The organism is Streptomyces sp. NPDC008001, from assembly GCF_042958085.1.
Classification (GTDB): domain Bacteria; phylum Actinomycetota; class Actinomycetes; order Streptomycetales; family Streptomycetaceae; genus Streptomyces.
The window spans coordinates 361,929-382,726 of sequence record NZ_JBIBIZ010000010.1; the positions used below are offsets into that span (position 1 = coordinate 361,929).

Annotated in this window: 20 protein-coding genes; 10 read left to right on the forward strand and 10 right to left on the reverse strand. The window is 74.1% G+C overall.

Annotated features, from left to right (window positions below):
• The first annotated feature begins 38 nt into the window (after positions 1-38).
• The gene (locus ACFZCD_RS27690) at positions 39-590 is read left to right on the forward strand and encodes a DUF2165 domain-containing protein (RefSeq protein WP_391835429.1); all 552 of its coding nucleotides are present in this window, start codon (positions 39-41) and stop codon (positions 588-590) included.
• A 39-nt stretch (positions 591-629) separates the two neighbouring features.
• Here ACFZCD_RS27690 and ACFZCD_RS27695 read toward each other — a convergent pair whose 3' ends face one another.
• Positions 630-1,724 (reverse strand): zinc-binding dehydrogenase, encoded by a 1,095-nt coding sequence (locus ACFZCD_RS27695; protein ID WP_391835431.1) that lies wholly within the window; start codon positions 1,722-1,724, stop codon positions 630-632.
• 89 nt (positions 1,725-1,813) lie between these two features.
• On the reverse strand, positions 1,814-3,232 hold the full coding sequence (locus tag ACFZCD_RS27700; RefSeq protein ID WP_391835433.1) for an aldehyde dehydrogenase family protein: 1,419 nt from the start codon (positions 3,230-3,232) through the stop codon (positions 1,814-1,816).
• Between the two features lie 163 nt (positions 3,233-3,395).
• Between ACFZCD_RS27700 and soxR the strand changes: the two genes are divergently transcribed.
• Positions 3,396-3,851: a redox-sensitive transcriptional activator SoxR gene (gene soxR / locus ACFZCD_RS27705; protein WP_391835435.1), complete on the forward strand. Its 456-nt coding sequence runs from the start codon at positions 3,396-3,398 to the stop codon at positions 3,849-3,851.
• Positions 3,852-3,917: 66 nt separating this feature from the next.
• On the opposite strand, the gene ACFZCD_RS27710 is transcribed toward soxR, so the two are convergent.
• The 5 genes from ACFZCD_RS27710 to ACFZCD_RS27730 all read right to left on the reverse strand — a co-directional run bounded on the left by ACFZCD_RS27710 (position 3,918) and on the right by ACFZCD_RS27730 (position 10,494).
• On the reverse strand, positions 3,918-5,360 hold the full coding sequence (locus tag ACFZCD_RS27710; protein ID WP_391835437.1) for an amidase: 1,443 nt from the start codon (positions 5,358-5,360) through the stop codon (positions 3,918-3,920).
• Between the two features lie 119 nt (positions 5,361-5,479).
• Positions 5,480-6,091: a hypothetical protein gene (locus tag ACFZCD_RS27715; RefSeq protein WP_391835439.1), complete on the reverse strand. Its 612-nt coding sequence runs from the start codon at positions 6,089-6,091 to the stop codon at positions 5,480-5,482.
• A 194-nt stretch (positions 6,092-6,285) separates the two neighbouring features.
• A complete protein-coding gene (locus tag ACFZCD_RS27720) occupies positions 6,286-7,581 on the reverse strand; it encodes a serine-threonine protein kinase (RefSeq protein ID WP_391835441.1) in 1,296 nt (431 codons plus the stop codon).
• Between the two features lie 136 nt (positions 7,582-7,717).
• The gene (locus ACFZCD_RS27725; RefSeq protein WP_391835443.1) at positions 7,718-9,076 is read right to left on the reverse strand and encodes an erythromycin esterase family protein; all 1,359 of its coding nucleotides are present in this window, start codon (positions 9,074-9,076) and stop codon (positions 7,718-7,720) included.
• Between the two features lie 131 nt (positions 9,077-9,207).
• The gene (locus ACFZCD_RS27730; protein ID WP_391835445.1) at positions 9,208-10,494 is read right to left on the reverse strand and encodes an exo-beta-N-acetylmuramidase NamZ domain-containing protein; all 1,287 of its coding nucleotides are present in this window, start codon (positions 10,492-10,494) and stop codon (positions 9,208-9,210) included.
• Between the two features lie 144 nt (positions 10,495-10,638).
• Here ACFZCD_RS27730 and ACFZCD_RS27735 point away from each other — a divergent pair, with 144 nt between their 5' ends.
• The 5 genes from ACFZCD_RS27735 (at position 10,639) to ACFZCD_RS27755 (ending at position 15,018) form a co-directional block, all read left to right on the forward strand.
• On the forward strand, positions 10,639-11,400 hold the full coding sequence (locus tag ACFZCD_RS27735; RefSeq protein WP_391835447.1) for an SDR family oxidoreductase: 762 nt from the start codon (positions 10,639-10,641) through the stop codon (positions 11,398-11,400).
• Complete coding sequence (locus ACFZCD_RS27740; protein WP_391835449.1) at positions 11,397-11,981, forward strand: TetR/AcrR family transcriptional regulator; 585 nt, start codon at positions 11,397-11,399, stop codon at positions 11,979-11,981. Before ACFZCD_RS27735 ends, ACFZCD_RS27740 begins: the two co-directional genes overlap by 4 nt.
• A 105-nt stretch (positions 11,982-12,086) precedes the next feature.
• Positions 12,087-12,704 (forward strand): TetR/AcrR family transcriptional regulator, encoded by a 618-nt coding sequence (locus ACFZCD_RS27745; RefSeq protein ID WP_391835661.1) that lies wholly within the window; start codon positions 12,087-12,089, stop codon positions 12,702-12,704.
• A 129-nt stretch (positions 12,705-12,833) separates the two neighbouring features.
• Complete coding sequence (gene hmgA / locus ACFZCD_RS27750) at positions 12,834-14,177, forward strand: homogentisate 1,2-dioxygenase (protein ID WP_391835451.1); 1,344 nt, start codon at positions 12,834-12,836, stop codon at positions 14,175-14,177.
• A 49-nt stretch (positions 14,178-14,226) separates the two neighbouring features.
• Entirely contained in the window at positions 14,227-15,018 is a 792-nt protein-coding gene (locus ACFZCD_RS27755) for a GntR family transcriptional regulator (RefSeq protein ID WP_391835453.1), read from the forward strand.
• Here the strand turns inward: ACFZCD_RS27755 and ACFZCD_RS27760 are convergent.
• On the reverse strand, positions 14,957-15,739 hold the full coding sequence (locus tag ACFZCD_RS27760) for a TetR/AcrR family transcriptional regulator C-terminal domain-containing protein (protein ID WP_391835455.1): 783 nt from the start codon (positions 15,737-15,739) through the stop codon (positions 14,957-14,959). The genes ACFZCD_RS27755 and ACFZCD_RS27760 overlap by 62 nt on opposite strands.
• A 64-nt stretch (positions 15,740-15,803) precedes the next feature.
• On the opposite strand from ACFZCD_RS27760, the gene ACFZCD_RS27765 reads away from it, so the two are divergent.
• Positions 15,804-16,772, forward strand: a complete 969-nt coding sequence (locus ACFZCD_RS27765) for an ATP-binding cassette domain-containing protein (RefSeq protein ID WP_391835457.1) — start codon at positions 15,804-15,806, stop codon at positions 16,770-16,772.
• Entirely contained in the window at positions 16,769-17,557 is a 789-nt protein-coding gene (locus ACFZCD_RS27770) for an ABC transporter permease (RefSeq protein ID WP_391835459.1), read from the forward strand. Before ACFZCD_RS27765 ends, ACFZCD_RS27770 begins: the two co-directional genes overlap by 4 nt.
• A gap of 114 nt (positions 17,558-17,671) precedes the next feature.
• On the opposite strand, the gene ACFZCD_RS27775 is transcribed toward ACFZCD_RS27770, so the two are convergent.
• A complete protein-coding gene (locus ACFZCD_RS27775) occupies positions 17,672-17,935 on the reverse strand; it encodes a hypothetical protein (protein WP_391835461.1) in 264 nt (87 codons plus the stop codon).
• A 242-nt stretch (positions 17,936-18,177) separates the two neighbouring features.
• On the opposite strand from ACFZCD_RS27775, the gene ACFZCD_RS27780 reads away from it, so the two are divergent.
• Positions 18,178-19,896 carry a serine/threonine-protein kinase gene (locus ACFZCD_RS27780; protein ID WP_391835463.1) on the forward strand — a complete coding sequence of 573 codons (1,719 nt, stop codon included), beginning with the start codon at positions 18,178-18,180 and terminating at the stop codon, positions 19,894-19,896.
• Here ACFZCD_RS27780 and ACFZCD_RS27785 read toward each other — a convergent pair.
• The gene (locus ACFZCD_RS27785; RefSeq protein ID WP_391835465.1) at positions 19,885-20,691 is read right to left on the reverse strand and encodes an SGNH/GDSL hydrolase family protein; all 807 of its coding nucleotides are present in this window, start codon (positions 20,689-20,691) and stop codon (positions 19,885-19,887) included. The genes ACFZCD_RS27780 and ACFZCD_RS27785 overlap by 12 nt on opposite strands.
• Positions 20,692-20,798 lie beyond the last annotated feature (107 nt).

A 20,798-nucleotide genomic window follows, 5' to 3' on the forward strand; every position in this document is an offset into this window, starting at 1 on the left:
GGAATATCTGTACGAACGAGGCCGGAGGGGGAGGTCGCATGGCGGCCAAGTGGAAGGTGCGGGGGCCGCGGAACGCCGTGCGGCTCGGCGGACTGCCGTTCGCGGCGGCGGCGCTGACCGCCACCGTCGCGCTCTACATGGCGCTCGTGGCGTTCGGCAACATCACCGACTTCGGCACCAACCGGGAGTTCGTCCGGCACGTCCTGGCGATGGACACGACCTTCCAGGACGACGACCTGATGTGGCGGGCCATCACGGACCGCACGCTGCAGGACATCGCCTACGTCGCCATCATCGTCTGGGAGACGCTGGCCGCCGTGGTGCTCGTGGCCGGGACCGTCCTGTGGGTGCGCGGGCTCACGCGTCCGGGCGCCGGCTTCCAGCGCGCGCGGCGGGTCAGCACGCTGGGTCTGGTGATGGTCCTGCTGCTGTTCGGGGCGGGGTTCATCGCGATCGGCGGCGAGTGGTTCGCCATGTGGCAGTCGCAGAAGTGGAACGGCCTCCAGGCCGCCGGGCGGAACTTTCTGCTGGCCGGGTTCGTGCTCGTGCTGATCCACCTGCCGTCGCCGCAGTGGCAGTCCCAGCGGTAGCCCGCCGCTCCTGCGCCTCCAGCGCTTCCTGCGCGCCTCCTACGGCTGCTCGGAGAAGACCACGAGGGACCGGCCGCCCCGCCCCGCGAGCATGTCCTCGAACGCGCCCGCGATGCCGTCGAGGCCGATCCGCGCCGTCACCAGGGCGGACAGGTCGAAGCGGCCCTCGCGGACGTGCCCGGCGATGACCGGCAGGTCCTCGGCGGGATCGCTGTTGCCGTAGACGCAGCCCGAGAGGGTGCGCCCGAAGTAGAACAGCTCCAGCGCGGAGAACGTCACCTGCTGGTCCATCCCGCCGATGCCGACGACGGTCGTCCGGCCGCCCTTGCGCGTCGACGACCAGGCCGTGCGGATCGCGTCCGCCCGCCCCGCGCACTCGACGGCCACGTCCGCGCCCCGCCCGCCGGTGAGCCCGCGGACGGCCTTGGCCGTGTCCGCGCCCGCGACGACGAAGTCGGTGGCGCCGGCCGCCCGGGCCAGCTCCTCCTTCTCCGGGGAGACGTCCACGGCCACGATCGTGCCCGCGCCGGCGATCCGCGCGGACTGCAGGGTGGCGAGCCCGACCCCGCCGACGCCGTACACCGCGACCGACTCGCCCTCGCGCACCCGCGCGGAGTGGTGCACCGCGCCGTAGCCGGTGAGCACGGCGCAGCCCAGGAGGGCCGCCTCGACGGGCGGGATCCCCGCGGGCATCGGAATGGCCGCGTCCGCCCGGACGACGGTCTCCTCGGCGAAGACGGCGGTGCCGAGGCCCGGGTAGAGCGCGCTGCCGTCGGCGGCGAGGCGCGCGTACGGGGCGCCCGCGGCCGCCGCGGAGCCCGCGCACAGCCAGGGCTCGCCGATCCCGCAGAAGTGGCAGCCGCCGCAGGAGGGCGCCCAGTTGAGGACGACGAGATCGCCCGGCGCCACATGGGTCACCCCCTCGCCGACGGCGGTGACCCGGCCCGCGCCCTCGTGCCCGAGGACGGCGGGCACGGGCTGGCGCAGCGTCCCGTTGGCCAGGGAGAGGTCGGAGTGGCACACCCCCGCGGCGGCGAGCCGGATCCGCACCTGCCCGGGGCCGGGGCCGGGCAGATCGATCTCGGTTATCCGCAGCGGGGCACCCACGGCGGGCAGGACAGCGGCGCGGACCATGCCATTCCTCTCGACGGTGCGGGGGCGCGCAAGCACGTACGGCCATGCAGGTATACGCCCGTACAGCTACGACGGTGCAGGCGTGCGGGTCAGAACTGGAGCGACTTCGTCTGGAGGTACTCCCCCAGCCCGTGCACGCCCATCTCCCGGCCCACGCCCGACTCCTTGTAGCCGCCGAAGGGCGCCAGGATGTTGAACCTGCCGCCGTTGATCTCCACCTGACCGGCCTCCAGGCGCCGGGCGAAGGCCGCGGCCTTCTCCTCGTCGGCGGCCCAGACCGCGGCGGCGAGACCGTAGACCGTGCCGTTGGCGATGCGGGCGGCCTCGTCCTCGTCGTGGTACTTGATGAGGGAGATCACGGGGCCGAAGATCTCCTCCTGGGCGATGGTCATCTCGGGCGTGACGTCGGCGAAGACGGTCGGGCTGACGTAGTAGCCCTTGTCGTGGCCCTCGGGGGGCGTCGCGCCGCCCGCGACGAGGCGTGCCCCCTCCTCGATGCCTTTGTCGATGTAGCCCCGCACGCGCGCCTGCTGCTTGGCGTTGACGACCGGTCCCACCCGGACCCCGTCCCGCGTGGGGTCGCCGGGCGTGAACTCCGCGACCGCGGCGGCGGCGAGGGAGACGGCCTCCTCGTACACGTCGGCGTGGACGAGCGTGCGGGTGAGGGCGTTGCAGGACTGGCCGGTGTTGCGGCACACGTCGGCGACGTTCGCGGCGACGGCCTTGGCGAGGTCCGCGCCGGGCAGGATGACGTTGGCGGACTTGCCGCCCAGCTCCAGGGCGACGCGCTTGACGGCCGCGCCGGCGATCGCGCCGATCCGCTTGCCCACGGCCGTGGAGCCGGTGAAGGAGACGAGGTCGACGCCGGGGTGCTCGGCGAGCGCCTGCCCGGCCACGGGGCCGAGGCCGGTGACGAGGTTGAAGACGCCCGCGGGGACCCCGGCCGCGTCCACGCACTCGGCGAAGAGCTGTGCGGTCAGGGGGGTGTCCTCGGCGGGCTTGAGGACGATCGTGCAGCCCGCGGCCAGCGCCGGGGCGACCTTGGACACGATCTGGTGGAGCGGGTAGTTCCAGGGCGTGATGGCGCCGACGACGCCCACCGGTTCGTGGAGCACGGTCGAATTGTCGATCCGCTCCTCGAAGGGGTGGCTCGCGGCGAGCTCGGCGTACGAACCGGCGACGGCGATCGGCAGCCCGGTGTGGACGCGCTGCGCGAACCCCTTGGGCGAGCCGAGCTCGGCCGTGACCGTGGCGGCGATCTCGTCCTGGCGGGCGGCGAGCGCGTCGCGCAGGGCGGCGATGTACTCCCCGCGCTGCGCGGGCGGGGTGGCCGCCCAGCCGGGCAGGGCGGCGCGGGCGGCCCGGACGGCGGCGTCGACGTCCCGGGCGTCCCCGGCCGGAACGGCGCCGATGACCTGCTCGTCGGCCGGGTTCACGACCTCGATCGTCCCGGAGCCGGCGGCGGGCCGCCAGCTGCCGTCGATGTACATGCCGTCATGCGCGCTCACGGGTCGTCTCCTCGCAACAGCAGAAGCGGAACGGAAAGATCGGAAAGACTGCGGAAATCCCCACGCTAGCGCCGTACGCACCGCCCGTACCAGAGTGTGCCCCCGCCGCGGGTGTGGCCGTCGTCTCAATGCCGGAAGCCGCCGGTCACGTAAGGTCTGAGCTGTGCCGCAGATTTCGTACAAGATCCAGGAACTGACCGTCGGCCAGCTGTCCGCGCGCAGCGGCGCGGCCGTCTCGGCGCTGCACTTCTACGAGACCAAGGGCTTGATCAGCAGCCGCCGCACGGCCGGCAACCAGCGCCGCTACGACCGTGACGCCCTGCGCCGCGTGGCCTTCATCCGGGCCGCGCAGCGCGTCGGCATCCCGCTGGCCACGATTCGGGAGGCGCTCGCGGAGCTGCCCGACGAGCGCACTCCGAACAAGGAGGACTGGGCCCGGCTGTCGGAGACCTGGCGCGGCGAGCTGGAGCAGCGCATCAAGCAGCTGACCCGGCTGCGCGACCACTTGGACGACTGCATCGGCTGCGGCTGCCTGTCCCTGGCGAACTGCGCGCTGTCCAACCCCGACGACCTCATCGGCATGCAGGGAGCGGGCTCGCGGCTGCTGGTCGAGAGCTGACGGGCGCACGGGCGCGGGCCGGGCTACGGCAGGCCCGGTCCGTCCGCCCGCGCGTCCGTCCGCGCGTCACCAGAGGGCGGGCCGCCGCCCGGCCCACGGGCGGGCCTCCTCCAGCTGGGCGGAGAGCGAGATGAGCGTGGCCTCGTCGCCGTAGCGGCCGCCGAGCATGACCCCGACGGGCAGGCCCTCGGGCGTCCAGTGCAGCGGCAGGCTCACGGCCGGCTGGCCGGTCGCGTTGTAGAGCGGGCAGAACGGTGTGAAGGCGGGGACGGCCGCGAACTCCCCTGCCGGGTCCGCGTCGTTGCGCAGCCCGCCGACGGGCAGCGGGAGCCCGGCGAGGGTGGGCGACAGGAGCACGTCGTAGCCGGTGCCGTGCGGCTGGAGGACGTCGGCGACGAGCTGGGCCATCCCCCGCAGCCGCTGGAGGGCGGCGGCGAACTCCGTCCCGGTGACGCCGGCTCCGCGCTCGCGCAGGTGGCGGGTGAGGGGCAGCAGGAGCTCCTCGCGGCCCGGCGGCACGGGCAGGAGCGTCGACATCACTTCCCAGGCGCGGCCGAAGGACAGGCCGAGGGTCTCGTCGCCGGGGAGGGTGAGGTCCTCCACCTCGTGGCCGAGTTCCCGCAGCAGGTCCGCGGTCTGCTCCACGGCCCGCCGGCACTCGGGGTGCACCTCCACCCCCGGGACGGGCGCCTCCGTGATGCGGCCGATCCGCAGCCGGCCCGGGGTGCGCCGCGCGGCGCCGGTGAACGTCTCGCCGGGCGGGAGCGAGGGCGCGGCGTACGGGTCGCCGGGCATCGGGCCCGCGAGCACGTCGAGGAGGGCGGCGCCGTCCGCGACCGTACGGGCCAGCGGCCCCTGCGTCAGGAGGCCGGTCACGTCGTGCAGGTGCGGGCCCGTACTCACCCGGCCGCGGCTGGGTTTGATGCCGAACAGGCCGCACGCGGAGGCCGGGATGCGGATGGAGCCGCCGCCGTCAGTGGCGTGCGCGAGCGGTGCGAGGCCCGCGGCGACCGCGGCCGCCGCCCCGCCGCTGGACCCGCCCGCGGACCGGTCGAGGTCCCAGGGGGTGCGGGCGGGCGGCGCCACGTCGTTCTCGGTGTGCGGGGGCAGGCCGAATTCGGGCGTGTTGGTCTTGCCCAGCAGGATCGTGCCCGCTTCCCGCAGCCGGGTCACCACGTGGTCGTCCGTCGTCGGGACGTAGTCGGCGAGCGCCGCCGAGCCCATCGTGCAGCGCACGCCGGCGACCTGGCTGAGGTCCTTGACCGGTACGGGCACGCCGTGCAGGGGCGGCAGCGCGCGGCCCTCCCGCCGGGCGGCCAGGGCCGCGCTCCCGGCTTCGTCCGCCTGCTTCCGCGCCGTCTCGGGGGTGACGGTGATGAACGCCCCGACGGTGGCGTCCAGCCGCTCGATGCGCTCCAGGTAGTGCTCAGTCAGCTCGGCCGGCGAGACTTCGCCGGCCCGCACCGCCGCCCCCTGCTCCAACGCGGTCAGATCGTGCAACTGCGCCATGCCGCCCGCCTCTTCCTCCACACCGGTGTGCCGTGCACTGATCTTCGCACCGCCGGCGGACGGCGGACACCCCCTTCCCGGCCTCCTCGGTGTCCTTTTCCTTGCGGTCGCGGAACCGCTCACACCGCCGCGTAGCGGTCCTCCAGCACCCGGCGGCGGGCCGCGGCGAGCGCCCCCGCGGTCAGGACGGGCGCGGGCACGACGATGCCGCAGTCCGCGCAGACGGGGCCCTGCGCGGGGCAGCGGTCCAGATCGGGGCGCCATTCGAGACGGTCCTGCGTGCAGACCGGGCAGGAGTCACCGGGCTCGGCCTCCATGGCGGCGATCACCCGGCGCAGCACGTCGGAGAGCCGGGCGGCCGGGTAGACGGTGGGGCTCACGCAGGGCACGATGTCGCAGCCGCCCCAGGTGTTGCGGTGCCAGGCGTCGACGGCCGCGGGCTGCCGGATGCCGTCGTGCTTCTCCCGCTTGCGGCGGTCGGCGAAGGAGGCCTCGTAGGCCAGCCAGACCGCGCGGGCCTCCTCCAGTTCGGTCAGCGCGACGACCAGCCGGGCCGGGTCGGGGGCCCGGTCGGCCGGGGCGATCCCGGCCAGCTCGCACAGGTGGTGCCAGGTCGCCCGGTGCCCGTACGGGGCGAAGCGCTCGAGGCACTTGCGCAGGGAGGTCCGCCGCAAGGCGATGGTGTTCCGTGGATTGCGCACCTCTCGTGCGAGTGCTCTGAAACCTGCCACTGCATCCCACCTCCGACAGCGCGGACTCGGATCGACATGGAAGGGACGTAACTCATCGCCATTCGGATCCATCGGCCGCGGTGTGCGCCCGACTCCGCTCTGCTACCCCGAAGTCGCGGCGGGATGTGGGGACGCGAAAAGGTGGCGGATCCTCACTCTCCACTCACTCTTCGTTCACGCTCGGACGGTTCGGTTCACGACCGGGGCGGCAGGATCCGCCCGGCCAGGAGGATGACGCGGGCCAGTTCCTCGTGGCAGATGTCGCTGTGGGCGCCCGACGGGGGTCCGCCGCGGGCGACGACCGACGACGCGTCCACGCTCACGCAGCCCTCTGCGGGCAGTGCGCCGCCCAGGGCCTCGTCCAGGGCGATCCGGGCGCAGGGGTCCGTGGCCTGGATGCCGTCGTGGCCGATCGCGCCCCACCTGCTGCCGTCGATCCCGAGGATCTCGTCGTCCTCGCGGGACACGCAGGACGCGAGCGGGTAGAGGGTGCCCAGCGCCGAGTCGTGGCGCGAGTGGCAGGCCACCAGCGGTCCGCGGATCCGCCGCTGGAGTCCGTCGAGCGCCCCGCCGCGGCCCGTGTCGAACGGGAGGCGGGACGAGAAGGCGTAGTGCGAGAAGGCCCCTTGGAGGAGGGTGAGGCTGCTCAGGCAGGTGCCGTCGTCGGGCAGGGCGCGCAGCGCGTAGGACACGAGGCGGGCGCCGAAGCTGTGCCCGGCCAGGTGCACGCGCAGGCCGGTGGCGGATTCGGCCAGCAGGGCGAGCGCGGGCCCCAGGCCCTTCTCGCCGACGGTGCCCGCGCGCTCCTTCATCGTGAAGTACGACATCTGCCGCAGGACTTCGAGGGCGCCGCCCCACAGCCGTTTCAGGCCGCCGCCGAGGAAGGCCGGCGGCAGCGCGCCCATGCGGTCCAGGGCGGTGGCGAAGGTCTCGCAGACCTGCCGGGGGTCACCGGTGAGCAGATGGGCGCCCTCGTCCTGCGTGTCCTCCGCGGGCGGGGCCGCGGCTCCTCGCGGCCGCGCGGGGGCGAGACCGCGGACGAGAGTGACGAATTCCTCCAGGCGCGCCGGGTCCCCGGGCTGCTCCGCGGCCAGTTCGGCGATCCGGTCCATCACGGCCCGCTCGCAGGGCAGAATCCTGATCAGCGCCTCGCGGGTGGCGGCGTCGAGGACGGGCGGGGCGGGGGCCCCGGCCGCGGCCGCCTGCGGGAAGTCGGGGATCTCCTCCCCGGGGAAGCGCATCGACGGCCAGATGACGCCCGCGTAGCCGGCGCGGACGCCGGTCGCGCCGCGGAGCAGGCCCGGGAAGGGCGCGTAGAAGCGGGAGTAGAGGCCGGTGGCCCTGGGCCTGTCGTTGTTCCAGCCGTGTGCGAACACCACCAGGTCGGTGAGGCCCGCGCTCACGGCCCCGCGTATCAGGGCGTCGCGCTCGCCGGCGTCGGCGTCCCCGTCGGCGTCGAACGTGAGCTCCCAGTACGGTTCCGCACTCATGCCGGACATGGCACTCCCCCTCGAGCAGCCCGATGCCGGCGCATCGTCCCGCTGCCGAGGGGGACTGTCCAGACTTCCGTCACACGGTTCACGCTTCCGTGGCGGGGAACCGCGCGCACCGCGGTTCAAAGCATCGTCAGGGGGCCAGCAGTTCGGCCGCGCGGACGCGGTGGACGTGCAGGAGGAGGTCGTACGAGCGGCCGAGCGCGGTCATGTACTCCGGCACCGGGTAGGCGGTGCCGATGTTGCGGGTCGGCCGGGCGCCGGCCAGCCAGTCCCGCGCGGCGGGGGGCGCGGTGCGCATGTCGAGCAGCCAGGCCGGGCGGTGGGCGACCCGGTCGAGGGTGTGCTCGTTGCTGCCGGGGGCGGCCGGACCGAGGGTGACGGGCTTCGTGCGCCCCTGGTCGTCGAGGGTGTTGAAGGAGCCCTCGGAGAAGGTGAGCCGGACGTTGACGTACGCCGTGCCCAGCCGGTCGCGCAGGAACGCGCCCTGTGACTTCGGGTACTGCGCCGGGTCGTCGCTCACGTAGGCGACGTGGGCGTTGTGCGCGGACAGCATGACCTTCTGCCCGGTGTGCCGCTGCCACCAGACGGTGTTGGCGGCCATGACCTCGTCGCGGTAGCGCATGCAGTCGGCGACGGCCTTCGGGTCGTCGAGGTCGTAGACGTACATCCCGGCGGCCTGGGCGACGGCGCGCGCGTCCTGCACGGCGCTCTCGAAGGCGCGGCGGTCGCCGCGGGGGTGCTGCCCGGCCAGCAGGCCGTGGGCCTCCCGGGCCCGGGAGGCGTTCGCGCGCCGTTCGGCGAGCGGCTGTTTCAGCAGCGCCTGCATGGTGTCCCGGACGCTCGTGCCGGGCGCGGGGCGCTGCCCGCGGTAGAGCTCGGTGAAGCGGGGCAGGAGGTCCGGGTGGTGCTCGCGGACGTAGCCGGTCACGCGGTCGAAGAGGCCGGGGCCCGCGTAGGCCGCGTCGTTGCCCATGAACTGCACCTTGCGGGCGTGCTGGGTGTTGTAGTCGCGCATCCACTCGATGAGGGCGAGGTACTCGCGCGTGTTCCACAGGCGGTACGCGTCCTGGAACTCCTCGCGCATGATCTGCCGCACGTCGCCCGTGCCGTGCAGCACGTAGTCGTTGATGCGCAGGCCCGTGCTCCAGTTGGCCTCCAGGGCGAAGGTCGTGAACCCCTTCTCCTCCACGAGGTAGCGGAAGATGCGGTGCTTGTTGGTGAAGAACTCGTGCGAGCTGTGGGTGGCCTCGCCCACGCCGACGACCTCGGCGTCGCCGGCCATGGCGCCGAGCGGGCGCAGGTCCGCGAGGCTGCCGGCCGGATCGGTGGTGCGCAGGGGGTGGGCCGCGGCGGCGAGCGCCGCGACGGGACCGGCGGGACGGGCGCGCGCCTGCTGCACGAGGAGCGGGGCCCAGGAGAGGACGCACAGGAGCAGGGTGAGCAGCAGGGCGGCGGGGAGGCCGGTGCGCCGGCGGCGCTGCGGGTTCATGGGGGACCTTCCTCGGGTCGGCGGGCCGTACGGCGACGGCCCGTCCCACGATTCCGCGCGCGCCGCTTCGGCCGCCATCCGGTCCGCCCCCGGGGCGGGGTGTGGGCAACCCCCGGGCGGCGCGGGGGACGTCAGTCGTAGAGCAGGTGCTCCTCGCGCACCGAGCGGAAGGCCTCCAGCCCGGGCTGCCAGGCCTCCACGATGTCGTCCACGGACGCCCCGGCGTCGGTCATGGTGCGCACGGACGCCGTCCCCGCGAGCCGGTCGATCCACCGGTCCGGGCGCCACGCGAAGCCCGGCCACACCCGTTTGGCCGTCACGAGCAGCGCGACGCCGGTCCGCACCGGCCGGTACGCCGCCGGGTCGTGCACGTGCAGCTGGACCCCGCCGATGGTGCGCCCCTGGAACTTGGAGAAGGCGGGCACCGCGTAGGCCTCGCGGAAGCGCACGCCCGGCAGGTCCAGCGCGTTCAGGGCGTCGGCCCAGCGGTGGTCGATGCCCTCGGCGCCGACGAGTTCGAACGGGAGGGTCGTGCCGCGCCCCTCGGAGAGGGTCGTGCCCTCCAGCAGGCAGGTTCCCGCGTACGCGAGGGCGGTGCCGGGCGTGGGCATGTTGGGGCTGGGCGGCACCCAGGGCAGCCCGGTGGCGTCGAAGAAGTCGCCGCGCCGCCAGCCGCTCAGCGGCACGGTCTCCAGCCGCGCGGGCCGCCCGGCGACCGCCGGCACGTGCACCGCGTTGAAGAGCCGGGCCAGTTCGGCCACGGTCATGCCGTGCGCCTGCGCGACCGGCTCGCGGCCCACGCCCGAGGCCAGGGGGCGCTCCAGGACCGGCCCGTGCGCGCCGCGGCCGGTCACCGGGTTGGGCCGGTCCAGGACCACGACCCGCAGGCCCGCGAGCGCCGCGGCGATCAGGCAGTCGTACAGCGTCCAGACGTACGTGTAGAAGCGCGCGCCCACGTCCTGGATGTCGAACAGGACGGTGTCGGTCCCGGTGCGGCCGAACAGGCCGGCGAGCTCGCGGCCCCGTTTGCCGTAGATGTCGTGGACCGGCAGCCCGGTCGCCGGGTCCGTGCCCGTGGCTTCGGCGCCGCCGGCCTGGGCCGTGCCGCGGAAGCCGTGCTCGGGGCCGAAGACCGCCCGGAGGTCCACGCGGCGGTCCGCGTGCAGGACGTCCACGATGTGCCGCAGGCCTGCGGTGACGCCGGTGGGGTTGGTGACGACGCCGACGCGCTGCCCGGCGAGCAGAGCGTAGCCTTCGTCCGCCAGCCGGTCGAAGCCGGTGCGGACGCGCGGGGCGGCCGCGGCCTGCGCGGGCCGGGCGGCGGGGTACGCGAGCGCGCCCGCGGCGGCCGTGCCCAGGAGCCGGCGGCGCGTCACGTTCCGTGGGTTCGGGGGGAGTCCCCCGGGAGGGTGCCGCATGGGAACGGACAGTACTGGCCGCGCGGGCCGTCTCCCGGGGAGACACCGCCGGAGGGCGTGCCTCCGGGCCGGTTCCGGCCTCTTCCCCCGGTACATACCGACTGGTTAGTCTGCGCCGTGCAGCCGAGCCGAGGGAGACCGAGCGTGAGCATCGTGCGGGACGCGGGAGTTGTCGTCACGGGGGCGGGAGGCGGCATCGGCGCCGCGCTCGCCCGCCGGTTCGCGGCCGAAGGCGCGCGGGTCGTGGTCAACGACCTCGACCCCGCCAAGGCCGAGGCGGTCGCGGCGGAGATCGGCGCGACGGCCGTGCCCGGCGACGCGTCCGGCATCGTGCCGGCCGCCCGCGAGGCGCTCGGGGGCCGCGTCGACGTCTACTGCGCCAATGCGGGCGTCGCCCCGGCCGGCGGCCCCGAGGCGGAGGAGGACCTCTGGGAGGCCGCCTGGGACGTCAACGTCATGGCCCACGTGCGGGCGGCGCGCGAGCTGCTGCCCGAGTGGCTGGACCGCGGCAGCGGCCGGTTCGTGGCGACGGTCTCCGCGGCCGGGCTGCTCACGATGCTCGGCTCGGCCCCGTACAGCGTCTCCAAGCACGCGGCCCTGGCCTTCGCCGAGTGGCTGTCCCTGACGTACCGTCACTGCGGCGTCGACGTGCACGCCATCTGCCCGCAGGGCGTGCGGACGGACATGCTGCGCGGCACCGGCCCGGCCGGCGACCTGATCCTCGTGCCCACGGCGATCGAGCCCGCGCAGGTGGCGGACGCGCTCTTCGAAGGGATGGCCGCGGGCCGCTTCCTGATCCTCCCGCATCCGGAGGTCGCCGACTACTACGCGGCCCGCGCGACGGATCCGGACCGCTGGCTGCGCAGCATGAACCACCTCCAGCGCAAGCTGGAAGGGGGCCTGTGAGCACGCCCGCGGGCGACTCGGTTCCGGAGCGGCTGCTGGCCGCCGCGACCCGGCTCTTCGCCGATCAGGGCTACGACCGCACGTCCGTCCAGGAGATCGTGGCGGCCGCGGGCGTCACCAAGGGCGCCCTCTACCACTACTTCGGCTCGAAGGACGACCTGCTGCACGAGGTCTACGGGCGGGTGCTGCGGCTGCAGCAGGAGCGGCTGGACGCGTTCGCGAGCTCGCCGGCGCCCGTGGCGGAGCGGTTGCGCGAGGCCGCGGCGGACGTGGTGGTCACGACCATCGAGAACCTCGACGACACGACGATCTTCTTCCGGTCCATGCACCACCTGGGCCCCGAGAAGCTCGCGCAGGTCCGGGCGGAGCGGCGCCGCTACCACGAGCGCTTCCGGGCCCTGGTCGAGGAGGGCCAGCGCGCGGGGGTGTTCACCGCGGCCGTCCCCGCCGACCTGGTGGTCGACTACCACTTCGGCTCGGTCCACCACCTGGGCGCCTGGTACCAGGCGGCGGGCAGGCTGAGCGCCGGGGAGGTGGCCTCCCACCTCGCCGACCTGCTGATGCGCGCCCTGCGGCCGTAGCGCGCGGGTCCCGCCGCAGCTTCCTAAGCGCCCGCTCACCCCGGGGTATGGTGGTCGTTCCGCGGGCGCAGGGCCCGGGGCGGACCGGGAGAGCGGGGCGTGGGGATGGGCGCGGAGGGGCAGCAGGGCGGGCAGTGGGCCGAGGTCACGCCCGATGCCGCGCGGCGGCTGGTGACCGCCGCCGTCGAGGCCTTCGCCGAGCGCGGCTACCACGCCACCACCACCCGCGACATCGCGGGCCGCGCCGGCATGAGCCCGGCCGCGCTCTACATCCACTACAAGACGAAGGAAGAGCTGCTCTACCGGATCAGCATCGTCGGCCACCGGCTCGCCCTCGGCATCCTGCACCGGGCGCGGGACTCCGCCGGCAGCCCGGCGGACCGGCTCTCGGAGGCCGTGCGGTCCTTCGTCCGCTGGCACGCCGAGCACCACACCACGGCACGGGTCGTGCAGTACGAGCTGGGGGCGCTCGCCGAGGAGCACTACGCGGAGATCGTCGCCCTGCGCCGGGAGACCGACGCCACGGTCCGCTCCATCGTGGAGGACGGCGTGACGGCGGGCGAGTTCGCCACCGCGGACGTCCCGGGGACCGCGCTGGCCGTGCTGTCCCTGTGCATCGACGTCGCCCGCTGGTTCAACGCGGAGGGCAAGCGCTCGCCGGAGGAGGTGGGCGAGCTGTACGCGGACCTGGCCCTGCGGATGGTCGGATACGCGAAGAAGTAGCGCGTGCCGGGCGGCTGCGCTCCGGGGCGGCCCGGAACCGGCCCGTACACGCCGCTCCTGATCCATTGACGCGCCCCGCCGGGAATCCTACGGTCTCCCATAGGAATCCTCCGGCGCTGGGAGCAGGCGATGAGCGGTACGGGCAACGAGCAGGCGCGGAAGGCCGCCGAAGGGCTGGCCTACTCCGCCGGTTTCGGCAACGAGCACAGCAGCGAGGCCGTCGCCGGGGCGCTGCCCCACGGGCGCAACGCACCGCAGCGGGCCCCGCTCGGGCTGTACGCGGAGCAGCTGAGCGGCACGGCGTTCACCGAGCCCCGGCACAGCAACCGCCGGTCGTGGCTCTACCGCATCCGGCCCTCCGCCGCCCACCCGCCGTTCACCCGCACGGGCAACGGCCGGCTGGCGAGCGCGCCGTTCGCCGACGCCGTGCCCGACCCCAACCGGCTGCGCTGGGATCCGCTGCCCGAGCCGCCCGAGGGCACGGACTTCCTCGCCGGCCTGTGGACGCTCGGCGGCAACGGCGACGCCGCCCAGCGCTCCGGCATGGCCGTCCACCTCTACGCCGCGAACGCCTCGATGACCGACCGGGTCTTCAGCGACGCCGACGGCGAGCTGCTCGTCGTGCCCGAGCGCGGGGGGCTGCTGCTGCGGACGGAGTTCGGCCTGCTGCGGGCCGAGCCGGGGCACGTGGCGCTGATCCCGCGCGGCGTGCGCTTCCGCGTGGAGCTGCTGGACGGCTCCGCGCGCGGCTACGTCTGCGAGAACTACGGGCAGCCCTTCGTCCTCCCCGAGCTGGGCCCGATCGGCGCGAACGGGCTGGCGAACGCGCGCGACTTCCTCGCCCCGGTGGCCGCGTTCGAGGACGTCGAGGGCCCGGTCGAGGTGGTCAGCAAGTTCTGCGGGAACCTCTGGAGGGCGACGTACGACCACTCGCCGCTGGACGTGGTGGCCTGGCACGGCAACCTCGTCCCGTACGTGTACGACCTGCGCCGCTTCAACGTCATCGGCTCGATCAGCTACGACCACCCGGACCCGTCGATCTTCACGGTCCTCACGTCCCCGTCGGACACCCCGGGCCTGGCGGGGGTCGACTTCGTCGTCTTCGCGCCGCGCTGGCTGGTGGGCGAGGACACCTTCCGGCCGCCGTACTTCCACCGCAACGTGATGAGCGAGTACATGGGCCTGATCGAGGGCGCGTACGACGCCAAGGCCGCCGGGGAAGGCGGCTTCGTGCCGGGCGGCGGCTCGCTGCACAACATGATGTCGGCGCACGGGCCGGACCGGGACACCTTCGAGAAGGCCAGCGCGGCCGAGCTCCGGCCGCAGAAGGTGGACGACGGGCTGGCCTTCATGTTCGAGACCCGCTGGCCGCTCGTCACGACGGAGCAGGCCCGGACCGCCGGCCACCTCCAGACGGGCTACGACGACGTGTGGCAGGGTCTGGAGCGTCATTTCCCGCAGTCCCGCCGGTGATGCCCGTGAGGCAGGCCGCGGCTGTGCCGCCGTACGAGCCGGAGTGCCCGTGACCACCTTCGCCCCCGACTCCCTCGCGCTCAACCGCAAGCTGCCGCTGTGGTACCAGGTGTCGCAGTCGCTGCGGGCCTCCATACTCGGGCGCTGCCCGAGCGACCCGCTGCGCCTGCCCACCGAGGACGCCCTCGCCGAGCACTACGGCGTGAGCGTCCTGACCATGCGGCAGGCCCTGAAGGAGCTGGAGGAGGAGGGGCTGATCAGCCGGCACCGGCGGCGCGGCACCTTCATCGAGCCGAGCGCCCGGCGCGGCTCGCCCGTGCGGCTGCTCGGCTCGGTCGACGCGATCGTGGCGCAGCAGTCCGGCGAGCGGACGACGGTGCTCGGCCACGGGCCCGCGGCCGTCCCGGCGGAGCTGGCCGAGCACTTCCCCGGCCTCGCGGAGGCGGTGGTGTTCCGGCGGCTGCGCTGCGACGGCGAGTCGGGCGAGCCGACGAACTGGGCGGAGAACCTGGTCCGCCCGGAGCTCGCCGCCCGCATCGACGTGGCGGACCTCGCCCGCTGGCCGATGACGAAGGTGCTGCGGGACGCGGTGGGCGTGCGGATCAGCCGGATCACGGACACGGTCGAGGCCAGGCTCGCCGACCCGGAGACGGCGCGGCTGCTGCGGGTGCCGCTGCTGAGCCCGATCCTGCACTACACGGGCGTGACGTACGACGAGTCGGGCCGGGTCGCGGACGTGGCCCGGATCCGCTACCGGGGCGACCGGTTCTCCTTCACCGTCACGCTGGAGGCGGAGACGGGGACGGAGGAGACGGGCACGGAGCCGGAGCCGCGGGGCTGACGCGCCGCGGCTCGAAGCCGTCGAGGAGCCGGCCGAGGAGCCGTTCGAACGTCGCGTCGGGGTCCGCAGCGCCGGGGCCGGTGGCCAGGACGGCGGCCAGGCGCGGGTAGGCGCCGCCGGACAGTTCGCGCGCCAGGTGGGCCATGCGCGCGGCGTGTTCCTGGCCGGGCGGGAACGGCGAGGTGCGGGCCCGCTCGGCCTCCGAGAGCTCGTTCACCACATAGGCGGCGACGATGCCGTTCACCATCGAGATGAGCTCCAGCTTGGTGCCGCCGCCGGCGTCGAGCGGCTCCAGCAGGCCCAGGAAGTGCTCCAGGTAGCGCAGGGCGTTCGGGCTGAAGCCGTGGGCCGGTGACATCAGCCGCGGCAGCCAGGGGTGACGGTGCATCAGGGCGCGGGTCTGCCGGGCGAGGGCGAGGGTGTCCGCCCGCCAGTCACCGGAGGACTCCGCGGACAGGTCGTACTCGGCGCTGACCGCGTCGACCATCAGCTCGTACAGGTCCTCCTTGCGCGGGACGTAGTTGTAGAGCGACATGGTGCCGCAGCCGATCTCGGCGGCCACGCGGCGCATCGAGACGCCGTCCGGCCCCTCGGCGTCCGCGACGCGCACCGCCGCCGCCGCGATCTCGGCGCGCGTGTGCGCCGGCCGCGGGCCGCGGGCCGCGCGCTCGGGCCGGGCCCAGATCACCTCGGGGCGGGCCGTACGGCCACTGGCTGCCATGGAACATCACCTCGCACACCATCCTAGTTACGTACGGCGTACGGAGTGGGGTAGGGTCACGGCCATGACTACGTACGCTGTACTGAGTGAGGGGCTGGAGAAGCGCTTCGGCACCGTCCGTGCGCTGCGCGGGCTCGACCTCGCCGTGCCCGAGGGCACCGTCTGCGGACTCCTCGGGCGCAACGGCGCGGGCAAGTCCACCGCCGTCCGCCTCCTGACGACCCTCATCACCCCGGACGCGGGCACGGCGCGGGTCGCCGGGCACGACGTCCTCCGCGCGCCCCGGGACGTACGCCGCTCCATCGGCGTGACCGGGCAGTCGACCTCCGTGGACGCCGACCTGACGGGCCGTGAGAACCTGCGGCTGTTCGCCCGTCTGCACCGGCTCGACCGCGCGACCGCCCGCGCCCGCGCCGACGTCCTGCTCGACCACTTCGGGCTCGGGGAGGCCGCGGACCGCCCGGCCCGCACCTACTCCGGCGGCATGCGCCGCCGTCTCGACCTGGCCGCGAGCGTGCTGACCAAGCCCCGCGTGCTCTTCCTGGACGAGCCGACGACCGGCCTCGACGCCGCTGCCCGCGGCGCGATCTGGGACGCCGTCCGCGAGCTGGCGCAGCACGGCACCACCGTGCTGCTCACCACGCAATACCTGGAGGAGGCGGACCAGTTGGCCGACGAGGTCGTGCTGATCGACGGGGGCCGGGCGGCCGTACGGGGCACGCCCGCGCACCTCAAGGCCGAGCTCGGCGCCCGCGCCGAAATCGTCGTCACCGAGGAGGCCGCACTCGCGGGGGCGGCGGCCGTACTGGCCCGGGTCACGGGCGGGCGGCCGGTCCTCGACGCCGGGCGGCGCACGGCCGCCGCGGTCACCACCGACCGGGCTCTGACACTCCCTCACCTCGTGCGCGAGCTCGACGCGGCGGGCGTCCCCCTCGCCGACGCCGGCCTGCGGCAGCCCACGCTCGACGAGGTCTTCCTGCACCTGACCGCCGGCGACGAGACACGCCCCGAGGCCGAGGAGGCCGCCGCATGAGCACGTACGTCCTGTCCGACACCCGGGCCGTGCTCGGCCGTCACCTGCAGCGCATGCGCCGCGTGCCCGGGCTGCTCGTCATCACGCTGACCATGCCGGTGACGATGCTGCTGTTCTTCGGCTACGTCTTCGGCAGCGCAGTGGCGCTGGAGGGGGGCGCGAACTACCGGGCGTACCTCGTGCCGGGCCTGTTCGCCGTCACGGCCGTCAACGGGGTGATGACGGCGATGCTGGCGTCCGCGCAGGATTTCCAGCGCGGCGTCATGGACCGCTTCCGGACCCTGCCCATGAGCCGTTTCGCCCTCCCGGCCGGGCAGACGGCCGCGGACGTGGTCCTCGCGGCGATCGGGCTCGTCCCGCTCGTGCTCTGCGGGCTGGCCGTCGGCTGGCGGATCGAGGGCGGCACGGCCCGCGCCACGGCCGCCTTCGCGCTCCTGCTGCTCTTCCGCCTGGTCACGGCCTGGCTCGGCCACTATCTCGGCCTGCTGATCGGGAACGAGGAGAGCGCGGGCCAGCTGGCCGGGGCGACCTTCATGCTGCCGCTGCTGTCGAACGCCTACGTGCCGACGGAGGGCATGCCCGGCTGGCTGCGCACCGTGGCCGAGTGGAACCCCATCAGCGCCCTCACCACGGCCTGCCGCGAGCTCTTCGGCAACGGACACCCGGCCGCGGACGCGTCATGGCCGGTCGCCCACCCCGTCCTGGCGGCGACCGGCTGGGCCGTGCTGCTGCTCGCCGTCTTCGCACCGCTCACGGTCAGGCGGTACGCACGCGGCACGGCCTGAGCACGGCGTGCCGCAGAGGGTGCCGGACGTACGACGGCGCCGCGGCCGCGCCCTGGGGAGAGGGTGGAGGGCCGACGGCGTCGACGGTGGGGCGCTTGCGCTCGGGGCGGGACTTCAGTCGTGGTTGCCGAACAGGGAGCGACGCAGCCTTCTCAGCGGCGCCAAGAGGGAGACCTTCGCGGTCCGGCTCTGCTTGGTGCGTGCGTGATCACGCGTGGTCAGCTCACGCATCAGCAGGGTCGCCCCCTCGGCTTCGCGCTGGGGCACGGCAGGCCCGCCCAGCACCGCGAGATGGCGGTCGAGGCGCGCACTGGACGCGCCGCTGTTGCAGCTGATGGCAGGCACTCGTGGCCTGCCGCGCATTGCTATCTGATCCATTGAGACTCTCCCCACCCGAACGAGGCACCCGGCTCAGGCAGGGTAACCCTACCGCCCTCTTCCGTCACCCGCGCATCGGCGGGGCGGATTCACCACTCCGTCAAGGGCGTTGACAGGGCTGGCGTGAACCTGCCGTCACTGTGGGCGAGTTAGCGGGTCAAGGATATGCAGAAGAGGGGGCAATCACGCTCCGTTGCGGTAGATTCACCCCGAATCGCTCTCTTGCTGGAGGGGGCCCGTCGATGAGCGGGATGTCCGGGGGCGGTCCGGAGGGGGCACGGGTGCCGCCGGACCGGGTGGTGGCGGGCCGGTACCGGCTGCTGGAGGAGCTGGGCCGGGGCGGCATGGGAGTGGTGTGGCGCGCGCGGGACGAGGTCCTCGACCGCGAGGTGGCCGTCAAGGAGGTGCGCGCCCCGTCCGGCCTGCTCGACCACGAGATCCGGCAGCTGTACGTGCGCCTGGAGCGCGAGGCCAGGGCCGCGGCGCGGATCGGCCACCCCCATGTCGTCACCGTCTTCGACGTGGCCTCCGACGACGGGCGGCCGTGGATCGTGATGGAGCTGGTGCGCGGCCTCTCCCTGGCCGACGTGCTGGAGGCCGAGGGCCCGCTCCCCCCGGCGCGCGCGGCGCACATCGGCGCGGGGGTGCTCTCCGCGCTCCGGGGAGCGCACGCGGCGGGCGTGCTGCACCGCGACGTGAAACCGGGCAACGTCCTCCTCGCCAACGACGGGCGTGTCGTGCTCACCGACTTCGGCATCGCGACGGTCGAGGGGAGCTCGGCGCTGACGCGGACCGGGGAGCTGGTGGGCTCGCCCGAGTTCCTGGCCCCCGAGCGGGCGCTGGGGCATCCGCCGGGCCCCGAGTCCGACCTCTGGTCGCTGGGCGTGACGCTGTACGCGGCGGTGGAGGGCGTCTCCCCCTTCCGCCAGGACACTCCGCTCTCCACCATGCGGGCCGTGGTGGACCAGCAACTCCCCGCGCCGGTCCGGGCGGGTGCGCTCGCGCCCGTCCTGGAAGGGCTGCTGCGCAAGGATCCCGCCCTGCGGCTCGGTGCCGGGGAGGCGGAGGAGATGCTGCGGGTGGTGGCGCAGGGCGGCACTCTCCGCGCCCCGGGCGCTTCGCCCGCCTCCGAGGCGGAGACGGTCGCCGGGTACGCACCGCCGCGCCCTCCGGCCGGCAGTCCGGCGGGGCCCGCCGGGCAACACGGCGGATACGGCGGCGGTTCGGGCTTCGGCCCGCCGGCCGGCGGCCCTTCCGGACCCGCCGGTCCGGAAGGCGACGACACGCGCCGGCACCGGCCGGCCGTGGTGCTCGCGGTGGCCGCCGTCGTGCTGGCGCTGCTGGCCGCCGGCCTGGCATGGGCCTTGACCAGGGGCGAGGAGGACGACGGCGGCGGGAAGTCGTCCGGCAGGGCGAACTCCTCCGCGCCGGACAAGAACGCGGGGGCGGGGCAGGCGGGCAGCGGCTCGGGCAGGGCCTCGGACGACGGCGGCTCCAGCGGCGGCGCGAGCGTGCGGGCCTCCGTCGAGGCCGAGCGCGACGAGTACGCGGGCCCCTGCCCGCAGCGGCCCGCGGAGTCGGGCCCGTCGTTCCGGGTGACGTTCACCGTCGACCGCTCCCCCGTCCGTCTCGTCTATCACTGGGTGACCGGCAGCGGGCAGGCGGGCACCGAGCAGTCCGTCGACGTTCCGGGCAGCAGGACCGTCACCCTGCGGCACGTGGAAGTCGCCCGTGCCTCGGGCAGGGACTGGATCGCGGTCGAGGTCACGGGGCCGCAGAGGGCCACCTCCAATCGCGTGTCGTTCACGGTCAGCTGTCAGGACGGGACGTCCGGCAGGCCGCCGGGCAAGCCGTCGTCGCCGGGACCGGCGTCCTCGTCACGGCCGTCCCGGTCGCCGGGCCCGTCGTCCTCCGCTTCGTCGGGCCCGGCGTACGGGTACGGCTACGGGTCAGGCGGCTGAGGCGAAGACCGGCAGGTAGCCGCCGGACTGTCCCGCCGCGGTCGGGTGGTAGGAGCTGTCCACCGGGAAGGTCACGCTGTTGAGCCAGGGGCTGCCCGAGCAGAGCTCGTGCCCGGCGAAGCCGGCGGCGGCGTCCCCGTAGGAGAAGCCGTGGTCGGCGGCCCGCTTGGCGATCACGGAGTTGAGCAGGTCCGCGGCGGAGTTGATGGCCGACCTCTTGGTCTCGCTGAGCCCGGCGCAGGTGACGGCGCCGAGTTTGTAGAAGCGGGGATATCCGAGGACGACGACATGGGCGGCGGGGGCTCTGCCCTGGATTGCGGTATAGACCTTGTCGAGATCACCGGGAAGCGTGTTCTGGACATATGTGCGGGCTTGATTGATCCGGTTCAGACACGCGCTGTCACTGTTGAGAACGCACGTGACCATGGTGTCGCTGAATCCGGCGTCATTCCCTCCGATGCTGATGGAGACGAGGCCGGTGGATCTGTTCAGCGGGCCGAGCTGACCACTCAGAACATCACCCGTTCGGGCGCCCGAGCAGGCGGTGAAGGCGAAGCTCGCGGGGGCGTGCGCGGCCGCCCAGAGCGCGGGGTAGGACTTGGAGCTGCGTTTGCAGTCCCCGCTGTTCGTGTAGTAGCTCCCGGCCCCGAGGCCGGATGAGTAGGAGTCACCGAGCGCTACGTAGGCGGGAGTTGCCGATTGTTCGGACGCCTGGGCGGCGCCGGCTCCGGTGAGGGCCAGGGTGGCGGCGAGTGCGAACGCGGAGAGGGAGCCCGCGAGACGGGACAGCTTCATGGAACCTCCTTTACCAGGGTTTCTGCGCTACCCGTGGTAGCAGCCACCCGTGCGGAATGGAAGTGTCCATGTCAATGGTGTGAGCCAATGAACGCTCAATCACCTAC

Excerpts from the sequence above, each read along its gene's own strand:
- ACFZCD_RS27710 (WP_391835437.1), bottom strand. The coding sequence starts at position 5,360 with ATGGCGCAGTTGCACGATCTGACCGCGTTGGAGCAGGGGGCGGCGGTG.
- ACFZCD_RS27730 (WP_391835445.1), bottom strand. The coding sequence starts at position 10,494 with ATGCGGCACCCTCCCGGGGGACTCCCCCCGAACCCACGGAACGTGACG.
- ACFZCD_RS27765 (WP_391835457.1), top strand. The coding sequence starts at position 15,804 with ATGACTACGTACGCTGTACTGAGTGAGGGGCTGGAGAAGCGCTTCGGC.
- ACFZCD_RS27760 (WP_391835455.1), bottom strand. The coding sequence starts at position 15,739 with ATGGCAGCCAGTGGCCGTACGGCCCGCCCCGAGGTGATCTGGGCCCGG.
- ACFZCD_RS27720 (WP_391835441.1), bottom strand. The coding sequence starts at position 7,581 with ATGAGTGCGGAACCGTACTGGGAGCTCACGTTCGACGCCGACGGGGAC.
- ACFZCD_RS27695 (WP_391835431.1), bottom strand. The coding sequence starts at position 1,724 with ATGGTCCGCGCCGCTGTCCTGCCCGCCGTGGGTGCCCCGCTGCGGATA.
- hmgA (WP_391835451.1), top strand. The coding sequence starts at position 12,834 with ATGAGCGGTACGGGCAACGAGCAGGCGCGGAAGGCCGCCGAAGGGCTG.
- ACFZCD_RS27745 (WP_391835661.1), top strand. The coding sequence starts at position 12,087 with ATGGGCGCGGAGGGGCAGCAGGGCGGGCAGTGGGCCGAGGTCACGCCC.
- ACFZCD_RS27770 (WP_391835459.1), top strand. The coding sequence starts at position 16,769 with ATGAGCACGTACGTCCTGTCCGACACCCGGGCCGTGCTCGGCCGTCAC.
- ACFZCD_RS27780 (WP_391835463.1), top strand. The coding sequence starts at position 18,178 with ATGAGCGGGATGTCCGGGGGCGGTCCGGAGGGGGCACGGGTGCCGCCG.
- ACFZCD_RS27725 (WP_391835443.1), bottom strand. The coding sequence starts at position 9,076 with ATGAACCCGCAGCGCCGCCGGCGCACCGGCCTCCCCGCCGCCCTGCTG.
- ACFZCD_RS27690 (WP_391835429.1), top strand. The coding sequence starts at position 39 with ATGGCGGCCAAGTGGAAGGTGCGGGGGCCGCGGAACGCCGTGCGGCTC.
- ACFZCD_RS27775 (WP_391835461.1), bottom strand. The coding sequence starts at position 17,935 with ATGGATCAGATAGCAATGCGCGGCAGGCCACGAGTGCCTGCCATCAGC.
- ACFZCD_RS27785 (WP_391835465.1), bottom strand. The coding sequence starts at position 20,691 with ATGAAGCTGTCCCGTCTCGCGGGCTCCCTCTCCGCGTTCGCACTCGCC.